Below are 24,827 nucleotides of genomic sequence, written 5' to 3'. Positions count from 1 at the left end.
GGCCCCCGAAGGAGGCAGATCAGCGATTCAGGCCGCGGGCTCGCCCGTCGCCTTGCCGCGCGGCGGCACGTGCCGCTCGTCGGGGCCGTTGTAGACCGACAGCGGGCGGATGAGCGCGTTCGCCGCGTTCTGCTCCATGATGTGCGCGGTCCAGCCCGTGACCCGGCTCGCCACGAAGAGGGGCGTGAAGGTCTCCGTGTCCCACCCCATCAGGTGGTACGCCGGCCCGGCCGGGTAGTCGAGGTTCGGCTTGATGTTCTTGCGCTCGCCCATCGCCTGCTCGAGCGCGGTGTACACCTCCAGGACGTCCGGACGACCGTAGTGCTCCGCCATCCGCTCGAGCGCATCGCGCATGGTCGGCACCCGGGAGTCGCCGTTCTTGTAGACGCGGTGGCCGAAGCCCATGATCTTGCGCTTCTCGGCGAGCGCGGCGTCGAGCCACGTCACCGCCCGCTCGGCCGAGCCGTCGCCGAGGCCGATCTCGTCGAACGTGTGCATGACCGCCTCGTTGGCGCCGCCGTGCAGCGGGCCCTTGAGCGCGCCGATCGCACCGACGACCGCCGAGTACAGGTCGGACAGGGTCGAGGTGATCACGCGCGCCGTGAACGTGGAGGCGTTGAACGAGTGCTCGGCGTACAGGATCATCGACACGTCGAACGCGTTGACGACCTCGAGCTCGGGCGCCTCGCCGAACGCCTGCCAGAGGAAGTTGGCCGAGTAGCCGAGGTCGGCGCGCGGCTCGACGAACTCCAGCTCGTGTCGCCGGCGCTGGTCGTAGGTGACGATCGACGGGAGCTTCGCGAACAGGCGGATCGCCTTCTCGAGGTTCGCCTCGCGCGAGTCGTCGGGCGTGGTCGGGTCGCTCGCGCCGATGACGCTGACGGCGGTCCGCACGACATCCATCGGGTGGGCGGTGAGCGGCAGCTCGTCGACGATGCGCTTCACCTCGTGGTCGAGGCCGCGGTGGCTGCGCTCGAGCTCCTCGAACTGCGCCAGCTGCGCGTCGTCGGGCAGCTCGCCGTGCCAGAGCAGGTACGCGACCTCCTCGAAGGTGACGGATGCCGCGAGCTCCTGCACCGGATAGCCGCGGTAGAGCAGCGAGTTGGTCTCGGGGTTCACCTTCGAGATGGCGGTGTAGTCGACGGGCACACCGGCGAGGCCCTTGAAGATCTGGGGCTGGAAGGCCGCGGCCGCGGTGGTCTCCTGCGTCTGCTCGCTCATCGTGCTCCTCGTGGGATCTCGGCTCGCCCGCCGCGTCGCGGGCGCCACCCCAGCCTACGACGCCCCCTCGCCCTCCGGCGATCGGACAGTATCCGGCGCCTCCACTGCCACCCGGGCGTCCGATCCTGTCCGACCGGCGAGATGCGCGCGCGGGGGAACCCGTCCTCCACACGGTGAGGGGCGGCATGCCGGGCGGTGGCGGGCGGCCGGGGTCGACGGTGGGACGACGGTAGATCGGATGATGTGGGGATGCCGCATCCACGTCCGCTGCCGGCCCCGTTCGTCGACAGGCCCTTCACCGTCGCTGCCGCCCGGTCCGCCGGGGTCGACGCGGATCGGTTGCGGCGACGCGACCTCGCTTCGCCGTTCTCCGGGGTCCGGGTGCCGAATGGCGCACTCCCCGCGGCGAAGCTCGCAGCGGTGGCGCTGCTGGCCTGCGGACCGACGGCCTTCCTGTGCGGCGGGTCGGCGGCGGCGTGGCACGGCATGCCCCTTCCTCCCCGCCTCGCGCGGCGGACGGCGGTCGAAGTCGCCGTGCCCGCCCCCGGTCGCGCCATCCGTCGTCGGGGGATCATCGGGCGAGTGCTCGACGTGACCCCCGCCGAGGTGGTCGCTTCGCGCGATTCGGTGCGCGTCACCTCGCCGGCTCGCACCTGGTGCGACCTGGCCGTCCAGCTGACGGTGCCGGAGCTCGTGGCTGCCGGGGACCGCCTGCTGCGAAGCGGCCGAGTCTCACTCGGAGACCTGCGGTCCGCCGCCGACGCCCGACGCGACCGTCGCGGCATGGTGGCCATCCGGTCCGCCCTGCCCCTCCTGGACCCGCGGTCCCTCTCCCCGAAGGAGTCGGAACTGCGAGCCCTCGTCGTGCTCGCAGGGTTCCCGGTACCCGGCGTCAACGTCGACGTCCACGCGCCGACCGGCGAGTTCGTCGCCATGGTCGACCTGTTCTTCGAGGAGTTCGGCGAGATCCTCGAGTACCAGGGCGATCATCACCGGACCGACCGACGCCAGTGGCGACGGGATCGAACCCGCGAGGCGGAACTCGAGGCCCTCGGATACCACGTGATGGAGGTGACCGACGACGACCTGGCGAACCCCGAGGCGCTGCTGAGCCGCATCGCCAGAAACCTCGTGCGCCGCGGCTGGCGCGGCGAACTGCGCCCGTTGGACGAGATCCGGCGCCACCTTCGGATTCCGGGCGCCTGATTTGGTCTCATCGACGGGAGGGACGAGCTCAGAAGAGGCCGGTCGGGATCTCCACGTGGTTGAGGGCGCCGGGCGCGGCCGTGAGGGTCAGCTGGCCGAGCTCGTCGGGTCCGAGCTCCGGCAGGCGCTGCGCGACATCCAGGAACCGCTCGATCTCGGCCTCCTCGAGCACCCACTCGGCGAGCGTGCGGAACTTCTGCACGTACTGCTCGCGCCCGAACGGCCGGGCCCCCAGCGGGTGGGCGTCGGCGACGGCGATCTCCTCGACGATCTCGCTGCCGTCGGCCAGGCGGATGACGACGCGGCCGCCGAACGCCTTCTCGGAGATGTCGAGCGAGTGGTAGCGGCGGGTCCACTCCGGGTCCTCGACCGTCGACACCTTGCGCCACAGCGCCACCGTGTCGGGACGGTGCGCGCGCTCAGGCGCGTACGAGTCCGCGTGGTGCCACGTGCCGTCCTGCAGGGCGACCGTGAAGATGTACGGGATGGAGTGGTCGAGCGTCTCCCGCGAGGCATCCGGGTCGTACTTCTGCGGGTCGTTCGCGCCCGAGCCGATCACGTTGTGCGTGTGGTGCGACGTGTGGATGGTGATCGAGTCGACCCGATCGGGGTCGTCGAGCACGAGCGGGTACTCGTCGTGGATGCGGCGGGCGAGGTCGATGAGCGCCTGCGCCTGGTATTCGGCCGAGTGCTCCTTCGTGTACGAGTCGAGGATGGCGCGCTTGGCCTCGCCCTCCTCGGGCAGCGGCACCTCGTAGTTCGCTTCGGGGCCGCCGAGGAGCCAGGCGATGACGCCGTCCTCGCCCTCGTAGATCGGCACGGGGCTGGTCTCGCCGCGCATCGCGCGGTCGACCGCCTCGACGGCCATCTTCCCCGCGAAGGCCGGCGCATACGCCTTCCACGTCGAGATCTCGCCCTTGCGCGACTGGCGCGTGGCGGTCGTGGTGTGCAGCGCCTGCCCGATCGACTGGAAGATCGTCTCCTGGTCGAGGCCGAGCAGGGTGCCGATGCCGGCCGCGGCCGACGGGCCCAGGTGGGCGACGTGGTCGATCTTGTGTGCGTGCAGCGTGATCGCCTTCACGAGGTCGATCTGGATCTCGTAGCCCGTCGCGATCGCGCGCACGACGTCGCGGCCGGTGAGCCCGCGGCCCGCGGCGAGGTGCTGGGCGACGGCGACGATCGGCGGGATGTTGTCGCCGGGGTGCGAGTAGTCGGCGGCGAGGAACGTGTCGTGGAAGTCGAGCTCGCGAACCGCGACCCCGTTCGCCCAGGCGGCCCACTCGGGCGAGGTCCGCCGTGCGGCATCCGCGCCGAACACGGTGGCGCCGTCGCCGCCGATCGAGACGGGGTGCGCGAGCGCCTGGCTGCGCGCGGCGACGACCGGCTTGCGGGCGAGGGATGCCGCGGCGACGGCGGCGTTGTCGATCACCCGGTTCACGACCATGTCGGCGACGTCGTCCTCGACGTCGACGGGGTCGACGGCGACGGCCGCGAGCTGCCAGGCGAGCTGGCCCTCGCGCGCGAGGTTCTCGTCGCTCCGGTGGGTGCGCAGGTGGTGGGTCTTCACGTGGCCACGCTATCGAATGGGGTGACGGATGTCGCGGACCGGCCGCTCCCGTCCTCCCAGCCTCGTCCGCTATCGCGCGTGAGACCATTGAGGCGATGAATCACACCGACGCCGACTCGGTCGGCGGCCGCCCGGTCCGCGACATCCGCCTCGACTTCCCCGCCTTCGCGACGGCCGGCGACGCCCGGCCGACCGCCTACCTCGACTCCGCCGCGACCGCGCAGCGGCCCACCGCCGTGCTCGACGCCGAGCGCGACTTCCTCGAGCACCACGTCGCGGCCGTGCACCGCGGCGCGAGCGCCGCGACCGGCGACTCGACGACCCGGTTCGAAGCGGCCCGCGCCGACGTCGCCCGCTTCGTCGGCGCCGGCGAGCGCGAGATCGTCTGGGCGCAGAACGCCACCGACGCCCTGAACATGGTCGCGCTCGGCATCGCCGACGCGAGCGCCGGCATCGGCGGGGCGGATGCCGCGCGCTTCGCGCTCCAGCCCGGCGACGAGATCGTGCTGACCGAGGCCGAGCACCACGCGAACCTCCTCCCGTGGCAGCGCGTGGCGCAGCGGACCGGCGCGCGCATCGTGCCCGTGCGGGTCGACGAGCACGGCTGCTGGTCGGTCGACGACGTCGCCGCGGTGCTCACCGAGCGCACGCGTATCGTCGCGTTCGCGGAGGTCTCGAACGTCACGGGCCAGATCGCTCCCGTCGCCGAGGTCGCCGCGCTCGCGCACCGCCACGGTGCCCTCGTGGTGCTCGACGCGTGCCAGTCGGTGCCGCACCGCCCGGTGGACTTCGCGGGATACGGCGTCGACTTCGCCGCGTTCTCGGGCCACAAGATGCTCGGCCCGAACGGCATCGGGGTGCTCTACGGCCGCGACGAGCTGCTCGACTCGCTGCCCCCGGCGCGCACCGGCGGGTCGACGATCACGAAGGTCACCATGGAGGAGGCGCGCTTCCTCCCGGCGCCGCACCGCTTCGAGGCCGGCACCCAGGCCGTCTCGCAGGCCGTCGGCCTCGGCGCCGCCGTCCACTACCTCGAGGCGATCGGCATCGACGCCGTCGCCGCGCACGAGGAGGCGTTCGCGGAGCGCGTCGTCGCCGGCGTGAGCGCGATCCCCGGCGTCCGCGTCGTCGGCCCACAGGTCGGCGAGCGCCGCGGGGGCCTGGTGAGCGTCGCCGTCGACGGGGTGCACGCGCACGACGTGGGCCAGTTCCTCGACGAGGCCGGCCTCATCGTCCGCGTCGGCCACCACTGCGCGCAGCCGCTGCACCGCGCACTCGGCATCACCGCCACGACGCGCGCGAGCGCCCACGTCTACACGACCGCCGACGAGGCGGACCGGTTCGTCGACGCGATGGGCGAGGTCCGCGGGTTCTTCGGACTCGGACGGAAGGTGTCCTGATGGCCGGACTCGAGGGCCTCTACCAGCAGATCATCCTCGACCACTCGAAGGAGCGGCACGGTGCCGGCCCCCTCGACGGCGCCGACGGCGAGCACCACGAGTTCAACCCGACCTGCGGCGACGAGATCACCCTGCGGATCAAGCTCGACCCCGCGCACGAGCGCATCGAGCAGGTCGCCTGGGAGGGCGACGGATGCAGCATCTCGATGGCGTCGGCCTCGGTGCTGACCGACCTCGTGCAGGGCCGGCCCGTCGAGGAGGCGCTCGCGACCGCCGAGTCGTTCCGTGAGATGCTCCGCTCGAAGGGCGAGGGCGAGCCCGACGAGGAGGTCCTCGGCGACGCGATCGCGTTTCACGGCGTCGCGCGGTACGTGATGCGCATCAAGTGCGCCATGCTCGGCTGGGTCGCGCTCGAGGCGGCGGTGGCGAAGGCGCGGTAGGTCTCGGTACGCCGGCTTCGCGCGGTTACTCGACCACCTCGGCCGCGGGCCACACCGGCTCGTGCAGTTGCTCGGTGAGCACGCGCTCGGCGAGCCCCGGCGGCACGCCGTCGAGCGTGGGCGGATCCCACTTCGGGTCGCGGTCCTTGTCGATGACCTGCGCACGGATGCCCTCGTGCAGGTCGTGCTCCCCGATGAACCACGACACCGCTCGGAACTCCTGCTCGAGCGCCTCCTCGAGGGAACGCAGCGTCCGAGCCCGTCGCACCGCCTCGAGCGTCACGGTGAGTGCGGTCGGCGAGAGGGCCTCGAGCTCGTCGGCGGCGCCGGCCGCGTAGGCGGCGGCCGCGGCATCCGCTCGCCCCTCGGCGAACGCCCGCAGGCGCTCGATGATGTCGGCGACCGTCGGCGCCGAGTAGCACGCGTCGACCCACGGACGCGCGGCGGCGAGCGCCGACGGGCCGGGCGTCTCGTCGAAGAGCATCACGATCTCCCACGGCGTGCCCGGGTCGGCGCGCTCCTCGAGGGCCTGCAGCAGGTGCGGGATGCGGTCGGACGGCACGAACGCGTCGGCGAAGCCGGCGTGCATCGCGTCGGCGGCGTCCATCGTGCGCGAGTTCAGGGCGAGGTGCACGCCGAGCTCGCCCGGGGCGCGGCCGAGCAGCCACGAGCCGCCGACATCCGGGGTGAAGCCGATGCGCGTCTCGGGCATGGCGACCCGCGACCGCTCGGTGACGATGCGGATCGACGCATGCCCGGCGAGGCCGATGCCGCCGCCCATGGTGATGCCGTCCATGATGGCCACGACCGGCTTCGGGTAGCGGGCGATGGTCGCGTTCAGGCGGTACTCGTCGCGGAAGAACCGCAGCGCCTCGGCCGCGTGGCCGCCCGTGGTGTACCCGTAGAGCTCGCGGACGTCGCCACCTGCGCAGAACCCGCGCTCGCCCGCGCCGTCGAGCACGACCATCGCGACCTCGGGGTCGTACCGCCACGCGTCGAAGACGGCGCTGATCGAGCGGATCATCTCGTAGCTCAGCGCGTTCAGCGCCTGCGGGCGCTGCAGGGTGAGGCGCCCGACCCCGTCGGCGACGGTCGCGGAGATGTGCTCGGTCACCCTGCAACGCTAGCGGCATCGGTCGGGGCCGCGTAGCGTCGGGCGCAGGAGGGGTCATGATCGAATCCGCGTTCCCCATCGTCGAGGTGCCCGACATGGATGCCGCGATGCGCTTCTACCACGACGCGCTCGGCACGACGGTGGTCTACCGCTATCCGGCCGAGGGCGACCCGGTTTTCGTGACGCTGCAGGCCGGGTCGGCGCAGCTCGGACTGGGTCTCGCCGAGGGCGCGACGGCCGGCGAGGGCGCGGGCATGCTGCTGTGGTTCTACGTCGACGACGTCGACGAGACGACCGCCGCCCTGGCTCGCGCGGGCTACCCGGTCGTCGAGCAGCCCGACGACACCCCGTGGGGTGAGCGGATGTCGATGGTCGCCGACCCGTTCGGTACGCGCGTCCGGCTGGCGCGCGCCATCCGGCCGCAGCCCGAGGAGGAGTAGCGGCGCCCGACCGTCGACGGCCCCGCCTCGCGCGAGTAGCATCCCTGCATGCTCCCTCTCGAGAACGTGGCGGCGTTCGCAGCCGCATCGGCGCTGCTGATCGCCGTACCCGGTCCGAGCGTGCTGTTCGTGATCGGCCGCTCGATGGCGCTGGGGCGTGTCGGCGGACTCGTGAGCGTGGTCGGCAACCTCCTCGGCGTGCTGCTGCAGATCGCCCTCGTCGCCGCGGGCGTCGGAGCCCTCGTCGCACAGTCGGCGGCGGCGTTCACCGCGGTGAAGCTCGCGGGCGCCGCCTACCTGGTCTACCTGGGCGTGCAGACGATCCGTCATCGCCACGCGTCGGTGACCGCGCTCCGGGAGGCCGCGGAGGCCGGGACCCGACCGACGCCTGCCGGTCGTGCGACGCGACACGGGTTCTCGACGCGTCGGGTCCTGCTCGAGAGCGCCACGGTGGGCGTGACCAACCCCAAGTCGATCGTGTTCTTCGTCGCGGTGCTCCCGCAGTTCGTCGACTACGGCTCGGGCGCCATCCCGCTGCAACTCGCCGTGCTCGGCTCGGTGTTCGCCGTCATCGCCCTGGCCTTCGACGGCGCCTGGGCGCTCGCGGCCGGCACCGCACGCGACTGGTTCGCGCGGCGCCCCGCGCGCATGTCGAAGCTGTCGGCGACCGGCGGCGTGATGATGATCGGCCTCGGCGGCGCGCTCGCCCTCTCCGGCAACAAGAGCTGACGCCGTCTCCGCGCTCCGGAACCATGTTCCGGCGATCGAACCAGGTCGTCGGCCGGTTCCGCGGCCGGAACCTGGTTCCACGGCGAGTCACAACAGGAGGCCCGGGCGGGGGCGTCGGGTACGGGGGACGCCCATCGCTTCGAGTCGCTGCTCGATCGGCGTCCGCCGACGGACGTCCCGCCAGTCCCACCGGTCGAAGGCGCGGACGCGCCGCCGGATCGCGTTCTCACGATCCTTCTCGGCGATGACGGTGTCCGCGGACTCCGCGACCCCGTCGCGGCGGTACTTCCCTCGTCCGTCGGCTTCCGCGGCGGCATCCGCCTCGGGCCAGTAGAAGTCGAGGCGAGCCGTGCGCCCGAGTTCGGGGAGCGCGACGACGTGCTGCAGGACGGGCTCGGCGAACCCGAACTCCTCGAACACCAGGCGACTCGCCGTCTCGAGCACGGACTCGCTCCCGGTCGCCGCCCGCGCGAGCACCGCCTCGGTCCTCCGGCTGCCCTGGTAGGGCCGGAGCCGGTCGTGCTCGGCGCGGAGGCGGTCCATCGTCGTGAGCGGAGGGACACGACCGAACGGATCGACGCGCACGGCGGCGTCCGTCGCCGCCAGCGCATCGGCGAGGGGCGCGGTCCGGCAGAGTTGGATCAGCGAGAACTCGACGGCGGTCACGGCGACGCCCTCCACCATCGCGAGCGGCACCTCGGACCGGCGCGCGACCGAGATCACGCCGGGTCGCCGGCGGCCGTGCGGCCCGTCCGACATGACGTACACCTCGGTCGGCCAATCGCCCATGATCGGCAGTCCGTAGAGCGCCATGGCCGAGTACCCGGTGAAGACGGGTGCCTGCAGGGCCCCGGCAGCGGCGTGCACGAGTCGGACATATCGCAGGGCGTCGCGCTCGCGCGGGGAGCCGGGCGTGGCATCCGTCGACTCGTACGCCCCGCGGCGGACCCTGCGGACGCGACCCGCAGCGAGCGCCGCCCGGAGCTCGGGGATGAGGCCGGCGGCCTCGACCGCCTCGTAGCGGATGATGCCGTGCCGGTCACCGGTCAGTTCGCGCATGTGCCGAGTGTCGTCCCCGCGCACCCGTCCGACACCGCCTCGACCCCGAACTCCGTCCGCGTCGGCCGATTCGAACCGCTGTGGAGGACGGCTCCCCCTGGCGGAACCACCTTCCCGCGCCGGAACCAGGGAACGCGCGCGTTCCGCGGCCGGAACCTGGTTCCGGCGGGCACGGGTGAGGGGCCCTGGTGAGGGGAACGGGTGAGGGGAACGGGTGAGGGGGCAAGGGTGAGGGGACCGGGGCCGGTCGCGCGCCGGTCAGTCGCGGGTGGCGGTGCCGGTCAGGATGCCGCGGGCGAGCCCGTGGAAGAAGCAGCGGCTGCCGAGGATCGCGGGCGAGGTCGCGGGGTCGAGCTCGAGGCTCGGCACGTCGAGCGCGTGCACGACGAACAGGTAGCGGTGCATGCCGGTGCCGCGGGGCGGGGCGGCGCCGCCGAAGCCGCGCTCGCCATCCTCGTTGCGGAGCACCAGCGACCCGGCGGGGAGCGGCGGTCCACCGGCGGCACCCGCCCCCGCCTCGAGGCTCGTGGTGGTCACGGGCAGGTTGGCGACCGCCCAGTGCCACCATCCCGAACCGGATGGCGCGTCGGGGTCGAGGCACGTGACCGCGAAGCTGCGCGTGCGCTCCGGGAAGCCCGACCACGACAGCTGCGGCGAGCGGTCGACCCCGCCGGCGGCGGCGCTCCACTGCGGCCGGGCGAGGGGCCCGCCGTCGTCGAAGTCGGTGCTCGTGACCGTGAACGAGCCCACGGGCCGGAGCTTCTGCAACGCAGCGTAGGGGTCCACGTCGAGCATCGCGATCCTCCTCGTCGGGGGTGGTCGGCGTCGCGGTCAGGATACGACCGCGGGTCCGGCTCGGGCCGAGCACGCGCCGCGGGGCGGCATCCGCTCAGCGAACCCGCCTATGATCGGCCGGTGCCGCTCGCCAAGATCCTGCTCTTCTACGTGTTCACGCCCCTCGCCGACCCCGACGCGGTGCGGCTGTGGCAGCGCGACCTCGCCGAGTCGCTGGGCCTGCGCGGCCGGATCCTCATCTCGAAGGACGGCCTGAACGGCACGCTCGGCGGCGAGATGGGCGCGCTCAAGCGCTACGTGCGGAAGACGCGCGACTACCCGGCGTTCAAGGCGATCGACTTCAAGTGGAGCGAGGGCACCGGCCTCGACGACGAGGGCCGCAGCCTCGACTTCCCCCGGCTCAGCGTGAAGGTGCGCGACGAGATCGTGTCGTTCGGCGCGCCCGGCGAGCTGCGCGTCGACGGGGCGGGCGTCGTCGGCGGCGGCACCCGGCTGAGCCCCGACGCCCTCCACCAGCTCGTGGCCGAGCGGGGCGACGAGGTCGTCTTCTTCGACGGCCGCAACGCGCTCGAGGCGGCGATCGGACGGTTCCGCGGCGCGGTGGTGCCCGACGTCGAGACGACGCGCGATTTCGTCGCCGAGCTCGACTCGGGCCGGTACGACGACCTCAAGGGTCGGCCGGTCGTGACCTACTGCACCGGCGGCATCCGTTGCGAGGTGCTGTCGAGCCTCATGGCGAGTCGCGGCTTCGGCGAGGTGTACCAGCTCGAGGGCGGCATCGTGCGCTACGGCGAGCGCTTCGGCGACGACGGCCTCTGGGAGGGCTCGCTCTACGTGTTCGACGGGCGCGGCTCGGTCGACTTCAGCGACCACGCCGCGGTCATCGGCGTGTGCGAGGGCTGCGGCGGCGCGACGAACCAGACGGTGAACTGCACGGATGCCGCGTGCCGCACGCAGCTCGTCCGGTGCGCGTCGTGCGGGCCGGCGCCGTGCGGCCGGCACGCGGCATCCGTCGCCTGAGCCGCACTCTGCAGGGCCCCGCCGTCAGTCGCCGCGAATGACCCGCGCCATGAGGTCCTCGGCGAGCGCGTCCACGGGCTCGCCGCCGTTGGAGAGCACGATCACCGCGCGACCGGCCGTCCGGTCGATCATGAGGCTCGCCCCGAACCCGGCCGTGAGGCCGCCGTGCGACGCGATCTCGTGGCCGTCGTACCCGGTCGACAGCACCCAGAACCAGCCCGTCTCCGACCCCTCCCGGGACTGGGCGGGTTCGAGGGCCGGGCTGTCGGCGAAGGGGCCGTCGATGACGCCGCGGGCGTACGCGGCGAGGTCGTCGACGGTCGCGACGATGCCGCCGGCGGGTGCGAACGCCGCGAGCGTCGACGGCTCGGCCGGTCGGCCGTCGGCGAGGAAGCCGGGCGCGAGGGCGTCCGGGACCTCGTCGTCCTCAACGGGCAGGGTCGCGGTCTGGAGGCCGAGCGGCTCGAAGATGCGCTCCTCGAGCAGCGTGGCGTAGTCGGTCCCGGCGGCGGCAGCCGAGGGCCTGGCCGGCGAGGGCCGCGCCGAGGTTCGAGTACTGCGGCGGCGCGTCGGGCGGGATCGGCTCGGCGCGGGCGAGGGCGAGCAGCTCCGGCACGGTCTCGTCGAGCACGTCCGCGCCCGCGAAGAACCCCTCCTCGACGGACGCGACCCAGTCCGGGTCGCTCGGGAACGTCGGCAGGCCCGATGAGTGCGTGGCCAGTTCCTCGAAGGTGACGGATGCCGCGGGCGCGTCGCCGAGCTCGAGGTACTCGCCGATCGGATCGTCGGGGGCGACCTCGCCCCGGTCGACCGCCTCGGCCAGCAGCAGTCCGATGAACGTCTTGCTCACCGACCCGATCTCGAAGGCCGTGTCGGCGTCGGCGCCGATGAACGCCGTCCGCAGCTCGTCGCCGTCGACCACGGCGACCGCGACCACGTCCTCCGGGTCCGAGAAGGTCGGGCGGATGGCGCGCAGCAGCTCGGCGTCCTCGGTGGGCGTGACCGCTTCGCTCGCGCTCGGCGGGGCGGGCTCCCGGTCTCCGGCGCAGGCGGTGAGCGAGGCGAGCGCGGCGACGAGGGCGGAGGCGAGGACGACGGTCGGGGCGAGGCGACGCGGCGCGTCGCGGCGGGCGGAGGAGTCGTGGGGCACCAGCAGAACCTACGACGCCGTCGCGGGCGCGTCCTCAGGGTCGTCCCCGACGGGTCGGCGGGGATGCGAGGCCGCGGCGTGCCGCCCGTGGCGCCGCAGCCGGGCCCACGCGCGCGCGTCCCGGCTCGAGAGCGCGAGCAGGATCAGGATGTCGATCGCGACGGTCAGGAAGGTGGTCCGGATGGTGACCTCGGTGTCGCCCGTGAACGAGTCGATCGCCGCGACGCCGATGTTGATCGTCGCGAAGAGCATCACGGTGATGCGGGCCCAGTTGCTGCCGAACCAGATGAGCACGGCGAGCACGAGGTCGATGAGCAGCACTGTGCCGCCGATGAGCAGGACGACGGAGCGCGCGACGTCCGAGGCCGCCGCCTCGGCCGCGCCCCCGAGCTGCAGGTCGAACTCGCGCTCGATCGCCGACCAGTTCAGGGCCACCGCGGCGAGCCAGATCGCGCCGGCGATCGCGCGCAGCACCGCGAGCACCGCGCCGAACGAGGTCGCCGCCGGCCGCCGCATCCGTCGCTGCAGCGGTTCGTGCTCCGCGAGGCGCGCGGGCGGCTCGAACGCGGTGCGCTTCCCGACGGGCAGGTCGGGCCCGGTCGCGGCCGTCACGACGTCGCCTCCCCCACGACGGATGCCGCGGCATCCGTCACCCGCACCGATCGCACGTCGACCACCGGGAGGTCGCCGTCGGTGCGGATGGTGTCGCCGCCGCCGTTGCGGGAGTGGTACCCGGTCGAGAAGTCGTGCAGGACGCGCACGCGCACGCCGACGTCCGCGCCGGTGAGCGACGCGACGATGTGGTCGCGTTCGATGTCGATGTCGGCGTCGATCTTGTGCGTGACCTGCAGGGTGAACAGCGAGAACCCGACCGCGCGGTCGAAGGTCCCGGCGGCGAGCCAGTCGACGCGCAGCCCGCCGGGCAGCAGCCAGCCGTCGGGGGTGCGCCAGAAGCGCACGTGGTGGCGCCTGGCCGGGTTGCCCTCGACCTCCTGCTGGTAGGCGAAGTCCTGCTGGCGGCCGAACAGGAACAACGGGCTCACGGGCGCCTCGTCGTAGCTGCGGCGGCGGAGCGTGGAGGTGACGATGCGCCAGCTGGAGGCGAGCGTGATGTCGTCGGCGCGGGTCCACCCGGCGGCGCGCATGGCGGCGTGCACGGATGCCTCGGGCCCGTCGAACGCGATGTTCACCGGGTCGCCGAGCAACCCGTCGCTCGTGCGGGTGCGGCCGATGAAGTAGTCGGGCACGTAGATCGTCGTGAGGATCCGGTGCAGGCGGGGCAGGACGAGGTACGCGAGGACGAGCCAGAACACGACGAAGAACGCGATGCCCCACCAGCCGAACTCGAACGACTGCTGGAACAGCAGCCACGCCAGCCACACCGCGGCCGCACCGGCGAAGACGAAGAAGAACCCGTCGAGGAGTGCCGTGAACGACAGCCGCGGCGGCAGGTCGGGCGCCGGACGCTCGTCGCGCGGTTCGGGCGACTCCCCTGCCCCCTGCATGGGTGCATGCTAACCCCCGACGCCGGTCACGTGACCTAGGCTCTGGCGCATGGCCTACGACGTCGCCCGCATCCGCTCCTGGTTCCCCGCGCTCGACTACGGGTGGGCGCAGTTCGACGGCCCCGGCGGCACGCAGACCCCGCGGCAGGTGGGCGAGGCCGTGGCATCCGTGCTCACCGGCCCGCTGTCGAATCGGGGCATGACCGGAGAGTCGGAGGTGCGCGCCGAGGAGGCCGTGACGTCGTTCCGCCTCGCGGTCGCCGACCTCGTGAACGCGCACCCGCGGGGCGTCGTGCACGGGCGTAGCGCGACGCAGCTCGCGTACGACTTCTCGCGGCACCTCTCGCGCGACTGGGACGACGGCGACGAGGTCGTCGTCACGCGCCTCGACCACGACTCGAACGTGCGGCCCTGGGTGCAGGCCGCCGAGCGCGCCGGGGCGACCGTGCGCTGGGCCGACTTCGACCCGGAGACCGGCGAGCTGCCGGTCGAGGCGATCGCCTCGGTGCTCGGTCCGCGCACCCGGCTCGTCGCGGTGACCGCCGCATCCAACCTCATCGGCACGATGCCCGACATCCCCGCCATCGCCGCGGCCGTGCACGCCGCGGGAGCCCTGCTCTTCGTCGACGGCGTGCACTACGCCGCGCACGAACTGCCCGACATCGTGACGCTCGGCGCCGACTTCTTCACGTGCTCGCCGTACAAGTTCCTCGGCCCGCACTGCGGCGTGCTCGTCGCCCGGCCCGAACTGCTCGAGACCATCGAGCCCGACAAGCTGCTGCCGTCGACGAACGCGGTCCCCGAGCGGTTCGAGTTCGGCACCCTGCCGTACGAGCTGCTCGCGGGCGTGACCGCCGCGGTCGACGTGCTCGCCTCGCTCGACCCCGAGACGACGGATGCCGCGGCCTCCCGTCGCGCCCGCCTGGCGACGTCGTACGCGGCGCTGCACGAGCACGAACGCGCGCTCGCCGACCGGCTCCGGGCCGGGCTCGACGACCTCGACGTCGTCACCGTGCGCTCGCGCGCCGAGCGGCGGACGCCGACCGTGCTCATGACCTTCGAGGGACGCGCCGCGGCCGAGGTCACGCAGCGGCTCGCCGCCGACCGCGTGCTGGCGCCGAGCGGCAACTTCTACGCGCTCGAGGCGTCCCGGCACCTCGGCCTCGGCGACGAGGGCGGACTGCGCGTCGGGCTCGCCCCGTACACCGACGAGTCGGACGTCGACCGGTTGCTCGCGAGCCTCGCGGCCGCGCTCGGCTGATCGGCCGTACCCTCGTGCCATGAACGCCTCCCCCGCGGCGGCCGCCGAGCTGCGGCGCCTCCACGACGACCCGCGTCTGCTCCAGGTCGTCAACGTCTGGGATGTCGCGAGCGCCCGCACGGTCGCCGCGCTCCCCGAGACCCTCGCGCTCGCCACGGCGAGCCACGCCATCGCCGCGACGTTCGGCTACCCCGACGGCGAGAGGATCCCCATCGACCTGATGCTCGACATGGTGGGTCGGATCGCCGCCGCCGTCGACGTGCCCGTGAGCGCCGACCTCGAGGCGGGCTACGGCGACCCCGGCGAGACGATCCGTCGCGCCGTGGGCCTCGGCGTCGCCGGGGCGAACCTCGAGGACGAGCTGCGGCCGCTCCCGGAGGCGGTCGCCGCGGTCGAGGCCGCCGTCGCCGCCGCCGAGGCCGAGGGGGTGCCCTTCGCGCTCAACGCGCGCACCGACGCATGGCTGCGCGGCCACGACCGTCCCCGCGACGTGTGGGTGGCCGACGCGATCGAGCGGGGGCGCGCGTACCTCGACGCGGGCGCCACGTGCGTGTTCGTGCCGGGCGACTTCGGCGAGGACGTCGTCGCCGAGCTCGTCGACGGCCTCGGCGAGCGCCGCCTCAGCGTCATCGGGCTCCCGTCGATCCCGCCGCCGGCGCGGCTCGAGGAGCTGGGCGTGGCCCGAATTTCGTACGGGCCGTACCCGCAGCGCCTCGCGCTCGGGTCGTTGCAGGATGCCGCGGCGTACCTCTACCGCGGCGGGGTGCTGCCGAGCGGCATCCGCCCGCTCACCTGAGGCCGGCGCGGCCCCGTCGCGGCCGTGTCGATAGTCTGTCCGGGGCGCGCGACGGACGCGCGCCGCACCCGACCCGAGGAGTGCGCATGGCCGACGGCATCCCCATCGAGATCAGCGGTCTCACGAAGCGCTTCGGGCAGGTGACCGCGGTCGACGACCTCTCGTTCACCGTCGAACCGGGGCGCGTCACGGGGTTCCTCGGACCGAACGGCGCCGGCAAGACGACGACGCTGCGTGCGCTGCTCGGCCTCGTGCGCCCCACGGCGGGCACGGCCACCTTCGGCGGCACCCGCTACCGCGACCTGCCGCGCCCGCTCGAGACGGTGGGGGCCGCGCTCGACGCCGCGTTCCACCCGGGGCGCACCGCGAGGGATCACCTGCGCGTCGTGGCGAGCGCCGGCGGCATCCGCTCGGCCCGGGTGCCCGACGTGCTCGCCCAGGTGGGACTGTCGGAGTTCGCCGACCGCCGCGTGGGCGGCTTCTCGCTCGGCATGCGCCAGCGGCTCGCGCTGGCGACGACGCTGCTCGGCGACCCGCGCGTGCTCGTGCTCGACGAGCCGATCAACGGACTCGACCCCGAGGGCATCAAGTGGATCCGCGGGTTCCTGCGGAGCCTCGCAGGCGAGGGCCGCACGGTGCTCGTGAGCTCGCACCTGCTGAGCGAGGTGCAGCAGTCCGTCGACGAGGTCGTCATCATCTCGCGCGGTCGGCTCGTGAAGTCGGGATCGCTCGCGAGCCTCGAGCTCGAGGTCTCGCCGCGCACCGTCGTGGACTCCCCGCACCGCCTGCGGTTGGCCGCCGCGCTCGACCAGGCCGGCCTCGACTACACCGAGGGGCCTGAGGGGATGATCGTCGACGAGCCCGATCCGGGAGTGGTGGGGCACGCCGCCTTCGTGGGCGGCGTCGAGCTGAGTTCGCTGCATCGGTTGGCGTCGGGCCTCGAGGACTCCTTCCTCGCGCTCGTGGGCGAGGGTGAGGAGTGATGTCGTTCGTGCGTTCGATCGCCGCGGAGTTCCGGAAGGTCCTCACCACGCGCATGTGGTGGCTGCTCGCACTCGTGCTCGTCGCCTACGTGGCGGTGATGTCGGGCGGGTTCGGCGCGTTCCTCGGGTGGACGGTGCAGAACCCTGAAGCCGCGGCTCAGGCCGGCGGCAGCACAGCCATGCCGCCCGGGCTCGAGCTCGCGCCGCTGCTCTACAGCTTCGCGTCCTCGGTCGGGTACGTGTTCCCCGTGCTGCTCGGCGCCCTCGCGGTCACCGGCGAGTTCCGGCACCGCACCCTCACCGCCACCTTCCTCGCGGAACCGCACCGCGCGACGGTCCTCGGCGGCAAGTTCACCTCCCAGCTCGTCATGGGTGCCGTCCTCGGCGTCATCGGGTTCGCGACCTCGGTCGGGACGGGCGCCGCCGCCCTCGCCGCGTTCGACCTCGACACCGGGCTCGACTCGGCCGACACGTGGGCACTCGTGGGCCGCGGCATCCTCGCCATGGCACTCTGGGGGGCGATCGGCGTCGGGCTCGGCGCGCTCGTGCCCAACCAGGTCGCCGCGATCGTGATCGTGATCGCGTTCACCCAGTTCGTCGAGCCGATCCTGCGGCTCGCGGCATCCCTCAACGACGTGACCGCCGAGATCGGACGCTACCTGCCCGGCGCCGCGAGCGACGCCCTGGTCGGCGCGTCGTTCTACAGCGTCGCTGGCATGGGCGCGGTCGAGACGCTCGAGTGGTGGCAGGGCGGCCTCGTGCTGCTCGGCATCGCCGTGGTCGCGACGGTGCTCGGCGGCCTGACCACCTGGCGTCGCGACGTGTCCTGACGATCGCTCGGTCGTGCCCGCCCCGCCTACCGGGCGCATGCGCGCACGCCCTCGTGGGCGTAGCATCCGGCCATGGGGTTCCTCCAGGTCGCCGCGACGATCGTCGTCGTGCTCGCGGCGCTGCTGCACGTCTGGATCTTCGTGCTCGAGAGCATCCGCTGGTCGCATCCCTCGACGTGGCGGGCGTTCGGCGTCCGCACGCCCGAACAGGCCGAGGTGCTGCGGCCGATGGCGTACAACCAGGGCTTCTACAACCTGTTCCTCGCCGTGGGTGCACTCGGCGGGCTGGCCCTGCTGTTCTGGGCGGGGCTGCCGTACGCGGGGCGCGCGCTCGTGCTCTTCACGACCGCGTCGATGTCCGCGGCGGCGGTCGTGCTGACGACGACCGGGCCCGGCTACCTGCGGCCGGCGCTCATCCAGGGCACGCTGCCGCTCATCGGGTTCGTGCTGTTCCTGTTCGTCTGACCCCCGCGAGGCGCGCGGCTCGGTCGCCGCGGCTCAGTCGCCGCTGGTCTCCTCCTCGGCGAAGACCTCGCTCGATACGTGGTGCTCGGCGGGCTCGGCCTCCTCGGGGTCGGCCGCGTCGGCATCGGCGACGACGGGCACGCCGACCTTCAGCCGGTCGATGAGCTCGGCCGCGCGGCTGGTGCTCAGCACGAGTCGCGCGAACTCGCCCCCGGACAGCTCGAGCACGATCGCCTGCCGCTTGCGCTTGACGAGCACGAAGTCGCTGCCGCCGTGCGTCTTCCAGACGCCGACCGCGAGCACCAGGGGCACCTCGCTGCCGCGACGACGGATGCCGCGGATCCAGATCCACGGGTCGTCGGTGATGGTGGCCGAGCGGATGTCGTCGCGCTGGACGATGACGTCGGCCGACCGCATCGCGAGCGTCTTCTCGGCCGGCGTGAGGTGGACCTCGAGCCGGTCGTTGTGCACGCGGAGGTTGGCCATATGTTCCATCCTGCCCGACGGTCATCCCGGTCGCGTGGTCGACGCTCCACAAACGCGACATCCGTTTCGTGCACGAACCCGACCACCGCGGACCCGTTCTCAGGACCCGCGGCGAAAACCGCGCCGTTCTCAGGACGACACGCCGGTCGCCGCGGCGACCCGCCGCAGAACTCCTGAGAACGGGGTGTCGGTCAGAGGTGCGGGGGGCGAGCGGATGCCGCGGCGCGGGCCGCGGCGGGGAGGGCGTCGAGGATCCGCGAGACCGCCGCGTCGTCGTGCGCCACCGTGACGAACCATGCCTCGAAGACGCTCGGCGGCAGCGAGACGCCGGCCTCGAGCATCGCGTGGAAGAACGGCGGGTAACGCCACGACTCCTGCGCGAGCACGCCGGCGTAGTCGCGCGCACCGCCCGCGACCGCGTCGCCGAACAGGAAGCTGAACAGGTTGCCGGCCGTCTGCACCACGTGCGCGACGCCTTCGGCGGCGAGCGCCGCGGAGACCTCGCGCTGCAGCAGCGCCGCGACCTCGTCGAGGCGGGCGTAGACCGCGTCGTCGGCGAGCCGCAGTGTGGTGACGCCGGCCGTGACCGCGACCGGGTTCCCCGAGAGGGTGCCCGCCTGGTAGACCGGGCCCAACGGCGCGAGCCGCTCCATGATCTCGGCGCGGCCGCCGAGCGCGGCGACGGGCATGCCGCCGCCCACGACCTTGCCGAACGTGACGAGGTCGGGCGTGTACGCGGCATCCGTCTCGGCCTCGAGGCCCCACCAGCCGGCCTTCGAGACCCGGAACCCGGTGAGCACCTCGTCGCTGATGACGAGCGCGCCGTGCGCGTGCGCGAGCTCGACGAGCGCGCGGTTGAAGCCGGGCAGCGGCGGGACGACGCCCATATTCGCGGCGGCGGCCTCGGTGATGACCGCCGCGATGCGGTCGCCGTGCTCGGCGAACACGGCGCGCAGGGCGTCGAGGTCGTTGTACGGCACGACGAGCGTGAGCGCGGCGACCTCGGCGGGCACGCCCGCGGAGCCGGGCAGCGCGAACGTCGCGAGCCCCGAGCCGGCCTCCGCGAGCAGCCCGTCGGAGTGGCCGTGGTAGTGGCCCGAGAACTTCACGAGCAGGTCGCGGCCCGTGAAGCCGCGGGCGAGCCGGATGGCGCTCATCGTCGCCTCGGTGCCCGTCGACACCAGGCGCAGCTTCTCGATCGGCGCCACGCGCTGCTCGATGAGCTCGGCCAGCTCGGTCTCGACGGGCGTCGACGCGCCGAACGACAGGCCACGCGCCGCGGCCTCCTGCACGGCGGCGATCACCTCCGGGTGCGCGTGGCCGAGGATGGCCGGCCCCCAACCGGCGACGAGGTCGACGTACTCGCGTCCCTCGGCGTCGGTCACGTACGGTCCGCGCGCCGAGACGAGGAAGCGCGGCGTGCCGCCGACCGAGCGGAACGCGCGCACGGGCGAGTTCACGCCGCCGGGGATGGCCGCCTGCGCCCGGGCGAACAGGTCGGCGTTGGTCTGCGTGGCGGTGGTCATTCGATCCCCTCCCGGATCCATCCGGCGAGCTCGGTCGCCCAGTAGGTCAGCACGGCATCGGCACCGGCACGACGGATGCCGCGGACCGACTCGATCACCGCACGACGGCGGTCGATCCAGCCGTGCATCGCGGCGGCCTCGATCATCGCGTACTCGCCCGACACCTGGTACGCCCAGACCGGGACGTCGCTCGCGGCGGAGACATCCGCCAGCACGTCGAGGTACGAGCCCGCGGGCTTGACCATCACGACGTCGGCGCCCTCGTCGATGTCGATCATGGCCTCGCGGAGGCCCTCGCGGCGGTTGCCGGGATCGAGCTGGTACGTGCGACGGTCGCCCTCGAGGGTCGACTCGACCGCGTCGCGGAACGGGCCGTAGAACGCCGAGGCGTACTTGGCCGAGTACGCGAGGATCGCCGTGTGCGCGAAGCCGGCGCCGTCGAGCGCCTCGCGCACCGCGGCGACCTGGCCGTCCATCATCCCGGAGAGGCCGAGGAGCTGCGATCCGGACGCCGCCTGCACGATCGCCATCTCGCGGTAGCGCTCGAGGGTGGCGTCGTTGTCGACGCGGCCGAGCGCGTCGAGCACGCCGCAGTGGCCGTGGTCGGTGAATTCGTCGAGGCACAGGTCGGTCTGCACGACGAGGGCGTCGCCGACCTCGTCGGCCACGACGCGCGTGGCGACGTTGAGGATGCCATCGGGGTCGACGCCGCACGAGCCCGTCGCATCGCGCGTCTCCGGGACGCCGAACAGCATCACGCCGCCGACGCCCGCGGCCGCGGCATCCGTCACCGCCTGCTTCACCGAGTCGAGCGAGTGCTGCACGACGCCGGGCATCGAGGCGATCGGCAGCGGCTCGTCGACGCCCTCGCGGACGAAGATCGGCAGCACGAGCTCGGCCGGGTCGAGGCGGGTCTCGGAGACGAGGCGGCGGAGGGCCGGCGTCTCGCGGAGGCGCCGGGGTCGCACGCGGGGGGCGGGTGCGGAAGTCACCCGCCAAGCCTACGCGCGCCCGGCTGGACGCTCGGTGGGCGCGGACAAGCGCACGGATGGCGCGGGCGAGCGGATGCCGCGGGCTAGACCGTCTGCGTGGCGGCCTGCACGACCGCCTCGATGAGGGACTCGGCGCTGCGCTCGGCGGCGACGACGTCGACACGGAGGCCGAGCTTCGCGGCATCCTTCTGGGTCTGCGGGCCGATGGCGGCGACGAGCGTGCGCTCGGGGATGGGGCCGAGCTGCGCCTGCACCTGCTCGGCGACGCTGCCCGACGTGACGAGGATCGCATCGACCTTGCCGGCGCGCACGTCGTCGACGACCTTCTGCGCGACCGGGACGCCGACGGTGCGGTACGCGACGACCGCCTCGACGTGGTGGCCGATGCGCTCGAGTCCCACCGAGAGCACCTGCTTCGCGATCGCCGAGCGGAGCGCGAGGACCCGCAACGGTTTCACGCCCTCGGTCGCGGCCTCCCACTCCTCGAGGAGGCCTCGGGCGGAATTGTCTTCGCTGGGAACGATGTCGGCGCGGTAACCGGCCGCGACGAGGGCGGCCGCGGTGGTCTCGCCCACCGCGGCGACCTTCGTCGGCTCCGGGATGACCGCGCCGTACGAGGAGAGCACGTCGACCGTCGTCGCGCTCGTGACGGTGACCCAGTCGAAGCCGCCCGCGGCGAGCTTCGCGAGCGCCGCCTCGAGCGCCGGCTGGTCGTCGGTCGGCGCGAAGTTGATCATCGGGGCGATGATCGGCGACGCGCCGCGCGCCCGCAGCGACCCGGCGACCGAGTCGCCCCAGGGTCCGCCGCGCGGCACGAGCACGCGCCAACCGGCGAGCGGCTTGGATCCATCTGCGCCGGGCAGAAGGAGGGGGCCGGTCATCGGTTCGAATTCGGTCACGGCGACTCCAGGGCAGGGGCGAGGTCGGCGGCGCCGTTGCCGAGGAGTTCCGCGACGGCGCGTTCGGCGACATCGCGGGCCGCGTCCGCCAGATCGGCAGCCGAGCGGCTTTCGGGGGTCGCGGCGTGCGAACTCGTCAACCACCGCGTCCCGTCGGCACTGTACACCGTCGCCGTGAGGAACAGAAGTTCGTCCTCGATGAACGCGGTCGCGCCGATGGGCGCGGCGCACCCGGCCTCGAGACCCGCGAGCACCAGCCGCTCGGCGAGCACCGTGGCCCTCGTCGACGCGTGGTCGACGGCCTCGAGTCCGCGCTCGAGGTGGCGCGATCCGCGCTCGCGACGGACCTCGAGCGCGAGCGCGCCCTGCCCGGGTGCCGTGGGCCAGTCGGCGAGCTCGAAGCGCTCGGTCGCGGCATCCGCTCGACCCAACCGCTGCAGGCCGGCCGACGCGAGCAGCACCGCATCGAGTTCGCCCTGCTCGACGAACCCGAGGCGCGTGTCGATGTTGCCGCGCACGTCGACCGCGACCACGTCGGGTCGGGCCTGCCCGAGCTGCGCGATGCGGCGAGGCGAACCGGTGCCGATCCGCGCGCCCGCGGGCAGGTCGGCGAGCGCGAGCCCGTCGCGCGCGCAGAGGCTGTCGCGCGCGTCGGCGCGCTTGGGCACGGCACCGAGGCGCAGGTCGGGGTGTTCGCCCGTCGGCAGGTCCTTCAGCGAGTGCACGACCACGTCGCACTCCCCCGCGACGAGCGCCTCGCGCAGGGCCGCGGCGAACACTCCCGTGCCGCCGATCTGCTGCAGCGACGCGCGCGACGTGTCGCCCTGGGTCGTGACCGTCACGATCTCGATGTCGGCGTCGGCCGCCGCACCGAGCCGCTCGGCGATCTGCCGGGTCTGCGCGAGGGCGAGGGCGCTGCCCCGCGTGCCGACCCGGATCACGTCGCGCGCGGGACTCACGGCGCGATCCCCGCGAGCGCCGGCTTGAAGCCGAGGCGCACGTTCTCGCAGCAGCCGGGGCGGCACGTGTCGTACCAGGGGCCGAGGTCGGTCAGGTGCGGGCGGTCGGCGACGGGCGTGCCGTTCACGCGCTCGAGCACGAGATCGACGAGGCCGGCCACGTACGCGGGGTGCACGCCGGGCGTCGGGACGCGGACGGCGGCGAGCCCGTGCTCCTCGGCCGTCTCCATCGCCTCCTCGTCGAGGTCCCACATGACCTCCATGTGGTCGCTCACGAACCCGAGCGGCACGATCACGACGGCCTTGCGGCCCGCGGCGGGCAGCTCGGCGATCGCGTCGTTCACGTCGGGCTCGAGCCACGGCTGCGAGGGCGGCCCGGAGCGCGACTGGTAGACGAGCTGCCACGGCACGTCGGCGGCGCCGGCCTCGCGCATGACGACCTCGGCGACCGCGAGGTGCTGCGCCGCATACGCGCCGCCCTCGCCGAACCCGCGCTCGGCGGGGCCGGACTTCGCGGCATCCGCCGTCGGGATGGAGTGCGTGGCGAACAGCACCTCGACCTCGGTCGTGCGGTTCAGCCCCGGGTGCTCGGCCTCGAGCTTCGCGAGCCCGTCGCGCAGCCCCTCGACGAACGGGGTCACGAAGCCGGGGTGGTCGAAGAACTGGCGCACCTTGTCGATCTCGATCACCTCGCCGAGGCCGGTGTCCTCGAGCGCGTCGGCGTAGTCCTCGCGGTACTGGCGGCAGCTGGAGTACGAGCTGTAAGCGCTCGTCGCGATCGCGATGAGCTTGGTGTACCCGCGCTCGTTCGCCTCCCGGACCGCGTCGTTGAGGTACGGGTCCCAGTTGCGGTTGCCCCAGATCACCGGGAGGTCGATGCCGCGGCCCGCGAGCTCGGCCTCGAGCGCGGCCTTGAGCTGGCGGTTGTGCTCGTTGATCGGGCTCACGCCGCCGAAGTGGCGGTAGTGGTGGGCGACCTCCTCGAGGCGCTCGTCCGGGATTCCGCGGCCGCGCGTGACGTTGCGCAGGAACGGGATGACGTCATCCTGCCCCTCGGGCCCGCCGAAGCCGGCGAGGAGGATCGCGTCGTACGCGACGGGCTCCTCGACGTGCTCGGGTCCGGACCGGGCGGGCGCGGTCGCGCCGGGCACGACGGCGCCCGGTGCGCAGTATGCCGAGGTCGCGGGAGCGGGCTTGCGCCCGAGGTTCGTCGCGGCCATTACTGCAGTACCTCCACGAGTTCGGCGGTCGTGATGCGTCGACCGGTGTAGAACGGCAGTTCGTCGCGCACGTGCCGACGGGCGTCGGTGGCGCGCAGGTCGCGCATCATGTCGACCAGGTCGGTGAGCTCGTCGGACTCCATGGGCAGCAGCCACTCGTAGTCGCCGAGCGAGAACGCCGAGACGGTGTTGGCGATGACACCACGGAACGCGGCGCCCTTCCGCCCGTGCTCGGCGAGCATGCGGCCGCGCTCCTCGGGCGGCAGCAGGTACCACTCGTAGCTGCGGACGAACGGGTAGATCGTGAGCCACGCCTTGGGCTCGACGCCGCGGAGGAAGCCGGGCACGTGCGCCTTGTTGAACTCGGCGTCGCGGTGCACGCCCATCGCGTTCCACGTGGGCAGCAGCGCGCGGAACAGCCTGGCGCGCCGCAGCTCGCGCAGCGCCCACTGGAGTCCCTCGGCGGTCGGCCCGTGCAGCCACACCATGACGTCGGCGTCGGCGCGGAGTCCGGAGACGTCGTAGATGCCGCGCACGACGACGCCCTCGTCCTGGACGAGGTTGATCACGCCGTCGAGCTCGTCGACGAACCGCGGGACGTCGCGGCCGTCGAGGTCGTCGGGTCGAGCTGGGTCCTTCCGGAGCACGGCGAAGAGGGTGTAGCCCTCGTACGTCCGCTCGTCGGCGGTTTCGGGTCGGGGCGCGTCGGCTGCCCCTTCGGCAGCGGGGGAAGACATGCCCCTATCCTCCCCCTGCAACCTGAA

The 24,827-nt window shown here is 73.2% G+C and carries 27 protein-coding genes; 11 read left to right on the top strand and 16 right to left on the bottom strand.

Annotation, left to right across the window (positions count from 1 at the left end):
* Positions 1-27 precede the first annotated feature (27 nt).
* Positions 28-1,221, bottom strand: coding sequence for a bifunctional 2-methylcitrate synthase/citrate synthase (locus tag RH861_RS02315; protein WP_310519573.1), 1,194 nt, complete (start codon positions 1,219-1,221; stop codon positions 28-30).
* Between the two features lie 249 nt (positions 1,222-1,470).
* Here RH861_RS02315 and RH861_RS02310 point away from each other — a divergent pair, with 249 nt between their 5' ends.
* Positions 1,471-2,427 (top strand): type IV toxin-antitoxin system AbiEi family antitoxin, encoded by a 957-nt coding sequence (locus RH861_RS02310; RefSeq protein ID WP_310519572.1) that lies wholly within the window; start codon positions 1,471-1,473, stop codon positions 2,425-2,427.
* 28 nt (positions 2,428-2,455) lie between these two features.
* Here RH861_RS02310 and RH861_RS02305 read toward each other — a convergent pair whose 3' ends face one another.
* Positions 2,456-3,994, bottom strand: coding sequence for an MmgE/PrpD family protein (locus tag RH861_RS02305; RefSeq protein ID WP_310519571.1), 1,539 nt, complete (start codon positions 3,992-3,994; stop codon positions 2,456-2,458).
* 95 nt (positions 3,995-4,089) lie between these two features.
* Here RH861_RS02305 and RH861_RS02300 point away from each other — a divergent pair, with 95 nt between their 5' ends.
* Together RH861_RS02300 and sufU are read left to right on the top strand one after the other, a co-directional pair.
* Positions 4,090-5,394, top strand: a complete 1,305-nt coding sequence (locus tag RH861_RS02300) for an aminotransferase class V-fold PLP-dependent enzyme (protein WP_310519570.1) — start codon at positions 4,090-4,092, stop codon at positions 5,392-5,394.
* Complete coding sequence (sufU, locus tag RH861_RS02295; RefSeq protein WP_310519569.1) at positions 5,394-5,834, top strand: Fe-S cluster assembly sulfur transfer protein SufU; 441 nt, start codon at positions 5,394-5,396, stop codon at positions 5,832-5,834. Before RH861_RS02300 ends, sufU begins: the two co-directional genes overlap by 1 nt.
* A gap of 25 nt (positions 5,835-5,859) precedes the next feature.
* On the opposite strand, the gene RH861_RS02290 is transcribed toward sufU, so the two are convergent.
* Positions 5,860-6,948 carry an enoyl-CoA hydratase/isomerase family protein gene (locus tag RH861_RS02290; protein WP_310519568.1) on the bottom strand — a complete coding sequence of 363 codons (1,089 nt, stop codon included), beginning with the start codon at positions 6,946-6,948 and terminating at the stop codon, positions 5,860-5,862.
* Between the two features lie 56 nt (positions 6,949-7,004).
* Here RH861_RS02290 and RH861_RS02285 point away from each other — a divergent pair, with 56 nt between their 5' ends.
* Both RH861_RS02285 and RH861_RS02280 read left to right on the top strand, forming a co-directional pair.
* Positions 7,005-7,388, top strand: coding sequence for a VOC family protein (locus RH861_RS02285; RefSeq protein WP_310519567.1), 384 nt, complete (start codon positions 7,005-7,007; stop codon positions 7,386-7,388).
* A 48-nt stretch (positions 7,389-7,436) separates the two neighbouring features.
* On the top strand, positions 7,437-8,117 hold the full coding sequence (locus RH861_RS02280; protein ID WP_310519566.1) for a LysE family translocator: 681 nt from the start codon (positions 7,437-7,439) through the stop codon (positions 8,115-8,117).
* An 87-nt stretch (positions 8,118-8,204) separates the two neighbouring features.
* On the opposite strand, the gene RH861_RS02275 is transcribed toward RH861_RS02280, so the two are convergent.
* Both RH861_RS02275 and RH861_RS02270 read right to left on the bottom strand, forming a co-directional pair.
* A complete protein-coding gene (locus tag RH861_RS02275) occupies positions 8,205-9,176 on the bottom strand; it encodes a type IV toxin-antitoxin system AbiEi family antitoxin domain-containing protein (RefSeq protein ID WP_310519565.1) in 972 nt (323 codons plus the stop codon).
* A 258-nt stretch (positions 9,177-9,434) separates the two neighbouring features.
* A complete protein-coding gene (locus RH861_RS02270; protein ID WP_248597877.1) occupies positions 9,435-9,971 on the bottom strand; it encodes a YbhB/YbcL family Raf kinase inhibitor-like protein in 537 nt (178 codons plus the stop codon).
* A 120-nt stretch (positions 9,972-10,091) separates the two neighbouring features.
* Between RH861_RS02270 and trhO the strand changes: the two genes are divergently transcribed.
* Complete coding sequence (trhO, locus tag RH861_RS02265) at positions 10,092-10,991, top strand: oxygen-dependent tRNA uridine(34) hydroxylase TrhO (protein ID WP_310519564.1); 900 nt, start codon at positions 10,092-10,094, stop codon at positions 10,989-10,991.
* 24 nt (positions 10,992-11,015) lie between these two features.
* Here the strand turns inward: trhO and RH861_RS02260 are convergent, their stop codons facing one another.
* The 4 genes from RH861_RS02260 to RH861_RS02245 are packed head-to-tail and all read right to left on the bottom strand — an operon-like array spanning position 11,016 to position 13,646.
* Positions 11,016-11,462: a serine hydrolase domain-containing protein gene (locus RH861_RS02260; protein ID WP_310520267.1), complete on the bottom strand. Its 447-nt coding sequence runs from the start codon at positions 11,460-11,462 to the stop codon at positions 11,016-11,018.
* Complete coding sequence (locus RH861_RS02255) at positions 11,419-12,141, bottom strand: serine hydrolase domain-containing protein (RefSeq protein ID WP_310519563.1); 723 nt, start codon at positions 12,139-12,141, stop codon at positions 11,419-11,421. Before RH861_RS02255 ends, RH861_RS02260 begins: the two co-directional genes overlap by 44 nt.
* Before the next feature lie 9 nt (positions 12,142-12,150).
* Positions 12,151-12,753, bottom strand: a complete 603-nt coding sequence (locus RH861_RS02250) for a hypothetical protein (RefSeq protein ID WP_310519562.1) — start codon at positions 12,751-12,753, stop codon at positions 12,151-12,153.
* A complete protein-coding gene (locus RH861_RS02245; RefSeq protein ID WP_310519561.1) occupies positions 12,750-13,646 on the bottom strand; it encodes an LssY C-terminal domain-containing protein in 897 nt (298 codons plus the stop codon). The genes RH861_RS02250 and RH861_RS02245 overlap by 4 nt, the downstream gene beginning before the upstream one ends.
* A gap of 49 nt (positions 13,647-13,695) precedes the next feature.
* On the opposite strand from RH861_RS02245, the gene RH861_RS02240 reads away from it, so the two are divergent.
* From RH861_RS02240 to RH861_RS02220, 5 genes are all read left to right on the top strand, one after another.
* The gene (locus RH861_RS02240) at positions 13,696-14,907 is read left to right on the top strand and encodes a cysteine desulfurase-like protein (RefSeq protein WP_310519560.1); all 1,212 of its coding nucleotides are present in this window, start codon (positions 13,696-13,698) and stop codon (positions 14,905-14,907) included.
* Between the two features lie 19 nt (positions 14,908-14,926).
* Positions 14,927-15,703 carry an isocitrate lyase/PEP mutase family protein gene (locus tag RH861_RS02235; protein ID WP_310519559.1) on the top strand — a complete coding sequence of 259 codons (777 nt, stop codon included), beginning with the start codon at positions 14,927-14,929 and terminating at the stop codon, positions 15,701-15,703.
* An 86-nt stretch (positions 15,704-15,789) separates the two neighbouring features.
* A complete protein-coding gene (locus RH861_RS02230) occupies positions 15,790-16,686 on the top strand; it encodes an ABC transporter ATP-binding protein (protein ID WP_310519558.1) in 897 nt (298 codons plus the stop codon).
* On the top strand, positions 16,686-17,516 hold the full coding sequence (locus RH861_RS02225) for an ABC transporter permease (protein ID WP_310519557.1): 831 nt from the start codon (positions 16,686-16,688) through the stop codon (positions 17,514-17,516). Before RH861_RS02230 ends, RH861_RS02225 begins: the two co-directional genes overlap by 1 nt.
* Positions 17,517-17,588: 72 nt before the next feature.
* The gene (locus RH861_RS02220; RefSeq protein ID WP_310519556.1) at positions 17,589-17,981 is read left to right on the top strand and encodes a DUF1304 domain-containing protein; all 393 of its coding nucleotides are present in this window, start codon (positions 17,589-17,591) and stop codon (positions 17,979-17,981) included.
* Positions 17,982-18,014: 33 nt separating this feature from the next.
* Here RH861_RS02220 and RH861_RS02215 read toward each other — a convergent pair whose 3' ends face one another.
* The 7 genes from RH861_RS02215 to hemQ all read right to left on the bottom strand — a co-directional run bounded on the left by RH861_RS02215 (position 18,015) and on the right by hemQ (position 24,800).
* Positions 18,015-18,467, bottom strand: a complete 453-nt coding sequence (locus RH861_RS02215) for a hypothetical protein (RefSeq protein WP_310519555.1) — start codon at positions 18,465-18,467, stop codon at positions 18,015-18,017.
* A gap of 191 nt (positions 18,468-18,658) precedes the next feature.
* Positions 18,659-19,993, bottom strand: a complete 1,335-nt coding sequence (hemL, locus tag RH861_RS02210) for a glutamate-1-semialdehyde 2,1-aminomutase (RefSeq protein ID WP_310519554.1) — start codon at positions 19,991-19,993, stop codon at positions 18,659-18,661.
* On the bottom strand, positions 19,990-20,985 hold the full coding sequence (hemB, locus tag RH861_RS02205) for a porphobilinogen synthase (RefSeq protein WP_310519553.1): 996 nt from the start codon (positions 20,983-20,985) through the stop codon (positions 19,990-19,992). The genes hemL and hemB overlap by 4 nt, the downstream gene beginning before the upstream one ends.
* Positions 20,986-21,068: 83 nt before the next feature.
* The gene (locus RH861_RS02200) at positions 21,069-21,866 is read right to left on the bottom strand and encodes a uroporphyrinogen-III synthase (protein ID WP_310520266.1); all 798 of its coding nucleotides are present in this window, start codon (positions 21,864-21,866) and stop codon (positions 21,069-21,071) included.
* A gap of 14 nt (positions 21,867-21,880) precedes the next feature.
* On the bottom strand, positions 21,881-22,843 hold the full coding sequence (hemC, locus tag RH861_RS02195; protein WP_310519552.1) for a hydroxymethylbilane synthase: 963 nt from the start codon (positions 22,841-22,843) through the stop codon (positions 21,881-21,883).
* Positions 22,840-24,063 (bottom strand): ferrochelatase, encoded by a 1,224-nt coding sequence (locus RH861_RS02190; RefSeq protein WP_310519551.1) that lies wholly within the window; start codon positions 24,061-24,063, stop codon positions 22,840-22,842. The genes hemC and RH861_RS02190 overlap by 4 nt, the downstream gene beginning before the upstream one ends.
* Positions 24,063-24,800 (bottom strand): hydrogen peroxide-dependent heme synthase, encoded by a 738-nt coding sequence (hemQ, locus tag RH861_RS02185; RefSeq protein ID WP_310519550.1) that lies wholly within the window; start codon positions 24,798-24,800, stop codon positions 24,063-24,065. The genes RH861_RS02190 and hemQ overlap by 1 nt, the downstream gene beginning before the upstream one ends.
* Positions 24,801-24,827 lie beyond the last annotated feature (27 nt).

This window comes from Agromyces indicus (assembly GCF_031432295.1).
In the GTDB taxonomy this organism is placed as follows: Bacteria; Actinomycetota; Actinomycetes; order Actinomycetales; family Microbacteriaceae; genus Agromyces; species Agromyces indicus.
This window is presented reverse-complemented; position numbering and strand designations above follow the sequence as displayed.

Excerpts from the sequence above, each read along its gene's own strand:
- RH861_RS02315 (WP_310519573.1), bottom strand. The coding sequence starts at position 1,221 with ATGAGCGAGCAGACGCAGGAGACCACCGCGGCCGCGGCCTTCCAGCCC.
- RH861_RS02310 (WP_310519572.1), top strand. The coding sequence starts at position 1,471 with ATGCCGCATCCACGTCCGCTGCCGGCCCCGTTCGTCGACAGGCCCTTC.
- RH861_RS02300 (WP_310519570.1), top strand. The coding sequence starts at position 4,090 with ATGAATCACACCGACGCCGACTCGGTCGGCGGCCGCCCGGTCCGCGAC.
- sufU (WP_310519569.1), top strand. The coding sequence starts at position 5,394 with ATGGCCGGACTCGAGGGCCTCTACCAGCAGATCATCCTCGACCACTCG.
- RH861_RS02285 (WP_310519567.1), top strand. The coding sequence starts at position 7,005 with ATGATCGAATCCGCGTTCCCCATCGTCGAGGTGCCCGACATGGATGCC.
- RH861_RS02280 (WP_310519566.1), top strand. The coding sequence starts at position 7,437 with ATGCTCCCTCTCGAGAACGTGGCGGCGTTCGCAGCCGCATCGGCGCTG.
- RH861_RS02275 (WP_310519565.1), bottom strand. The coding sequence starts at position 9,176 with ATGCGCGAACTGACCGGTGACCGGCACGGCATCATCCGCTACGAGGCG.
- RH861_RS02270 (WP_248597877.1), bottom strand. The coding sequence starts at position 9,971 with ATGCTCGACGTGGACCCCTACGCTGCGTTGCAGAAGCTCCGGCCCGTG.
- RH861_RS02245 (WP_310519561.1), bottom strand. The coding sequence starts at position 13,646 with ATGCAGGGGGCAGGGGAGTCGCCCGAACCGCGCGACGAGCGTCCGGCG.
- RH861_RS02240 (WP_310519560.1), top strand. The coding sequence starts at position 13,696 with ATGGCCTACGACGTCGCCCGCATCCGCTCCTGGTTCCCCGCGCTCGAC.
- RH861_RS02235 (WP_310519559.1), top strand. The coding sequence starts at position 14,927 with ATGAACGCCTCCCCCGCGGCGGCCGCCGAGCTGCGGCGCCTCCACGAC.
- RH861_RS02230 (WP_310519558.1), top strand. The coding sequence starts at position 15,790 with ATGGCCGACGGCATCCCCATCGAGATCAGCGGTCTCACGAAGCGCTTC.
- RH861_RS02225 (WP_310519557.1), top strand. The coding sequence starts at position 16,686 with ATGTCGTTCGTGCGTTCGATCGCCGCGGAGTTCCGGAAGGTCCTCACC.
- RH861_RS02220 (WP_310519556.1), top strand. The coding sequence starts at position 17,589 with ATGGGGTTCCTCCAGGTCGCCGCGACGATCGTCGTCGTGCTCGCGGCG.
- RH861_RS02215 (WP_310519555.1), bottom strand. The coding sequence starts at position 18,467 with ATGGCCAACCTCCGCGTGCACAACGACCGGCTCGAGGTCCACCTCACG.
- hemL (WP_310519554.1), bottom strand. The coding sequence starts at position 19,993 with ATGACCACCGCCACGCAGACCAACGCCGACCTGTTCGCCCGGGCGCAG.
- RH861_RS02200 (WP_310520266.1), bottom strand. The coding sequence starts at position 21,866 with ATGACCGGCCCCCTCCTTCTGCCCGGCGCAGATGGATCCAAGCCGCTC.
- RH861_RS02190 (WP_310519551.1), bottom strand. The coding sequence starts at position 24,063 with ATGGCCGCGACGAACCTCGGGCGCAAGCCCGCTCCCGCGACCTCGGCA.
- hemQ (WP_310519550.1), bottom strand. The coding sequence starts at position 24,800 with ATGTCTTCCCCCGCTGCCGAAGGGGCAGCCGACGCGCCCCGACCCGAA.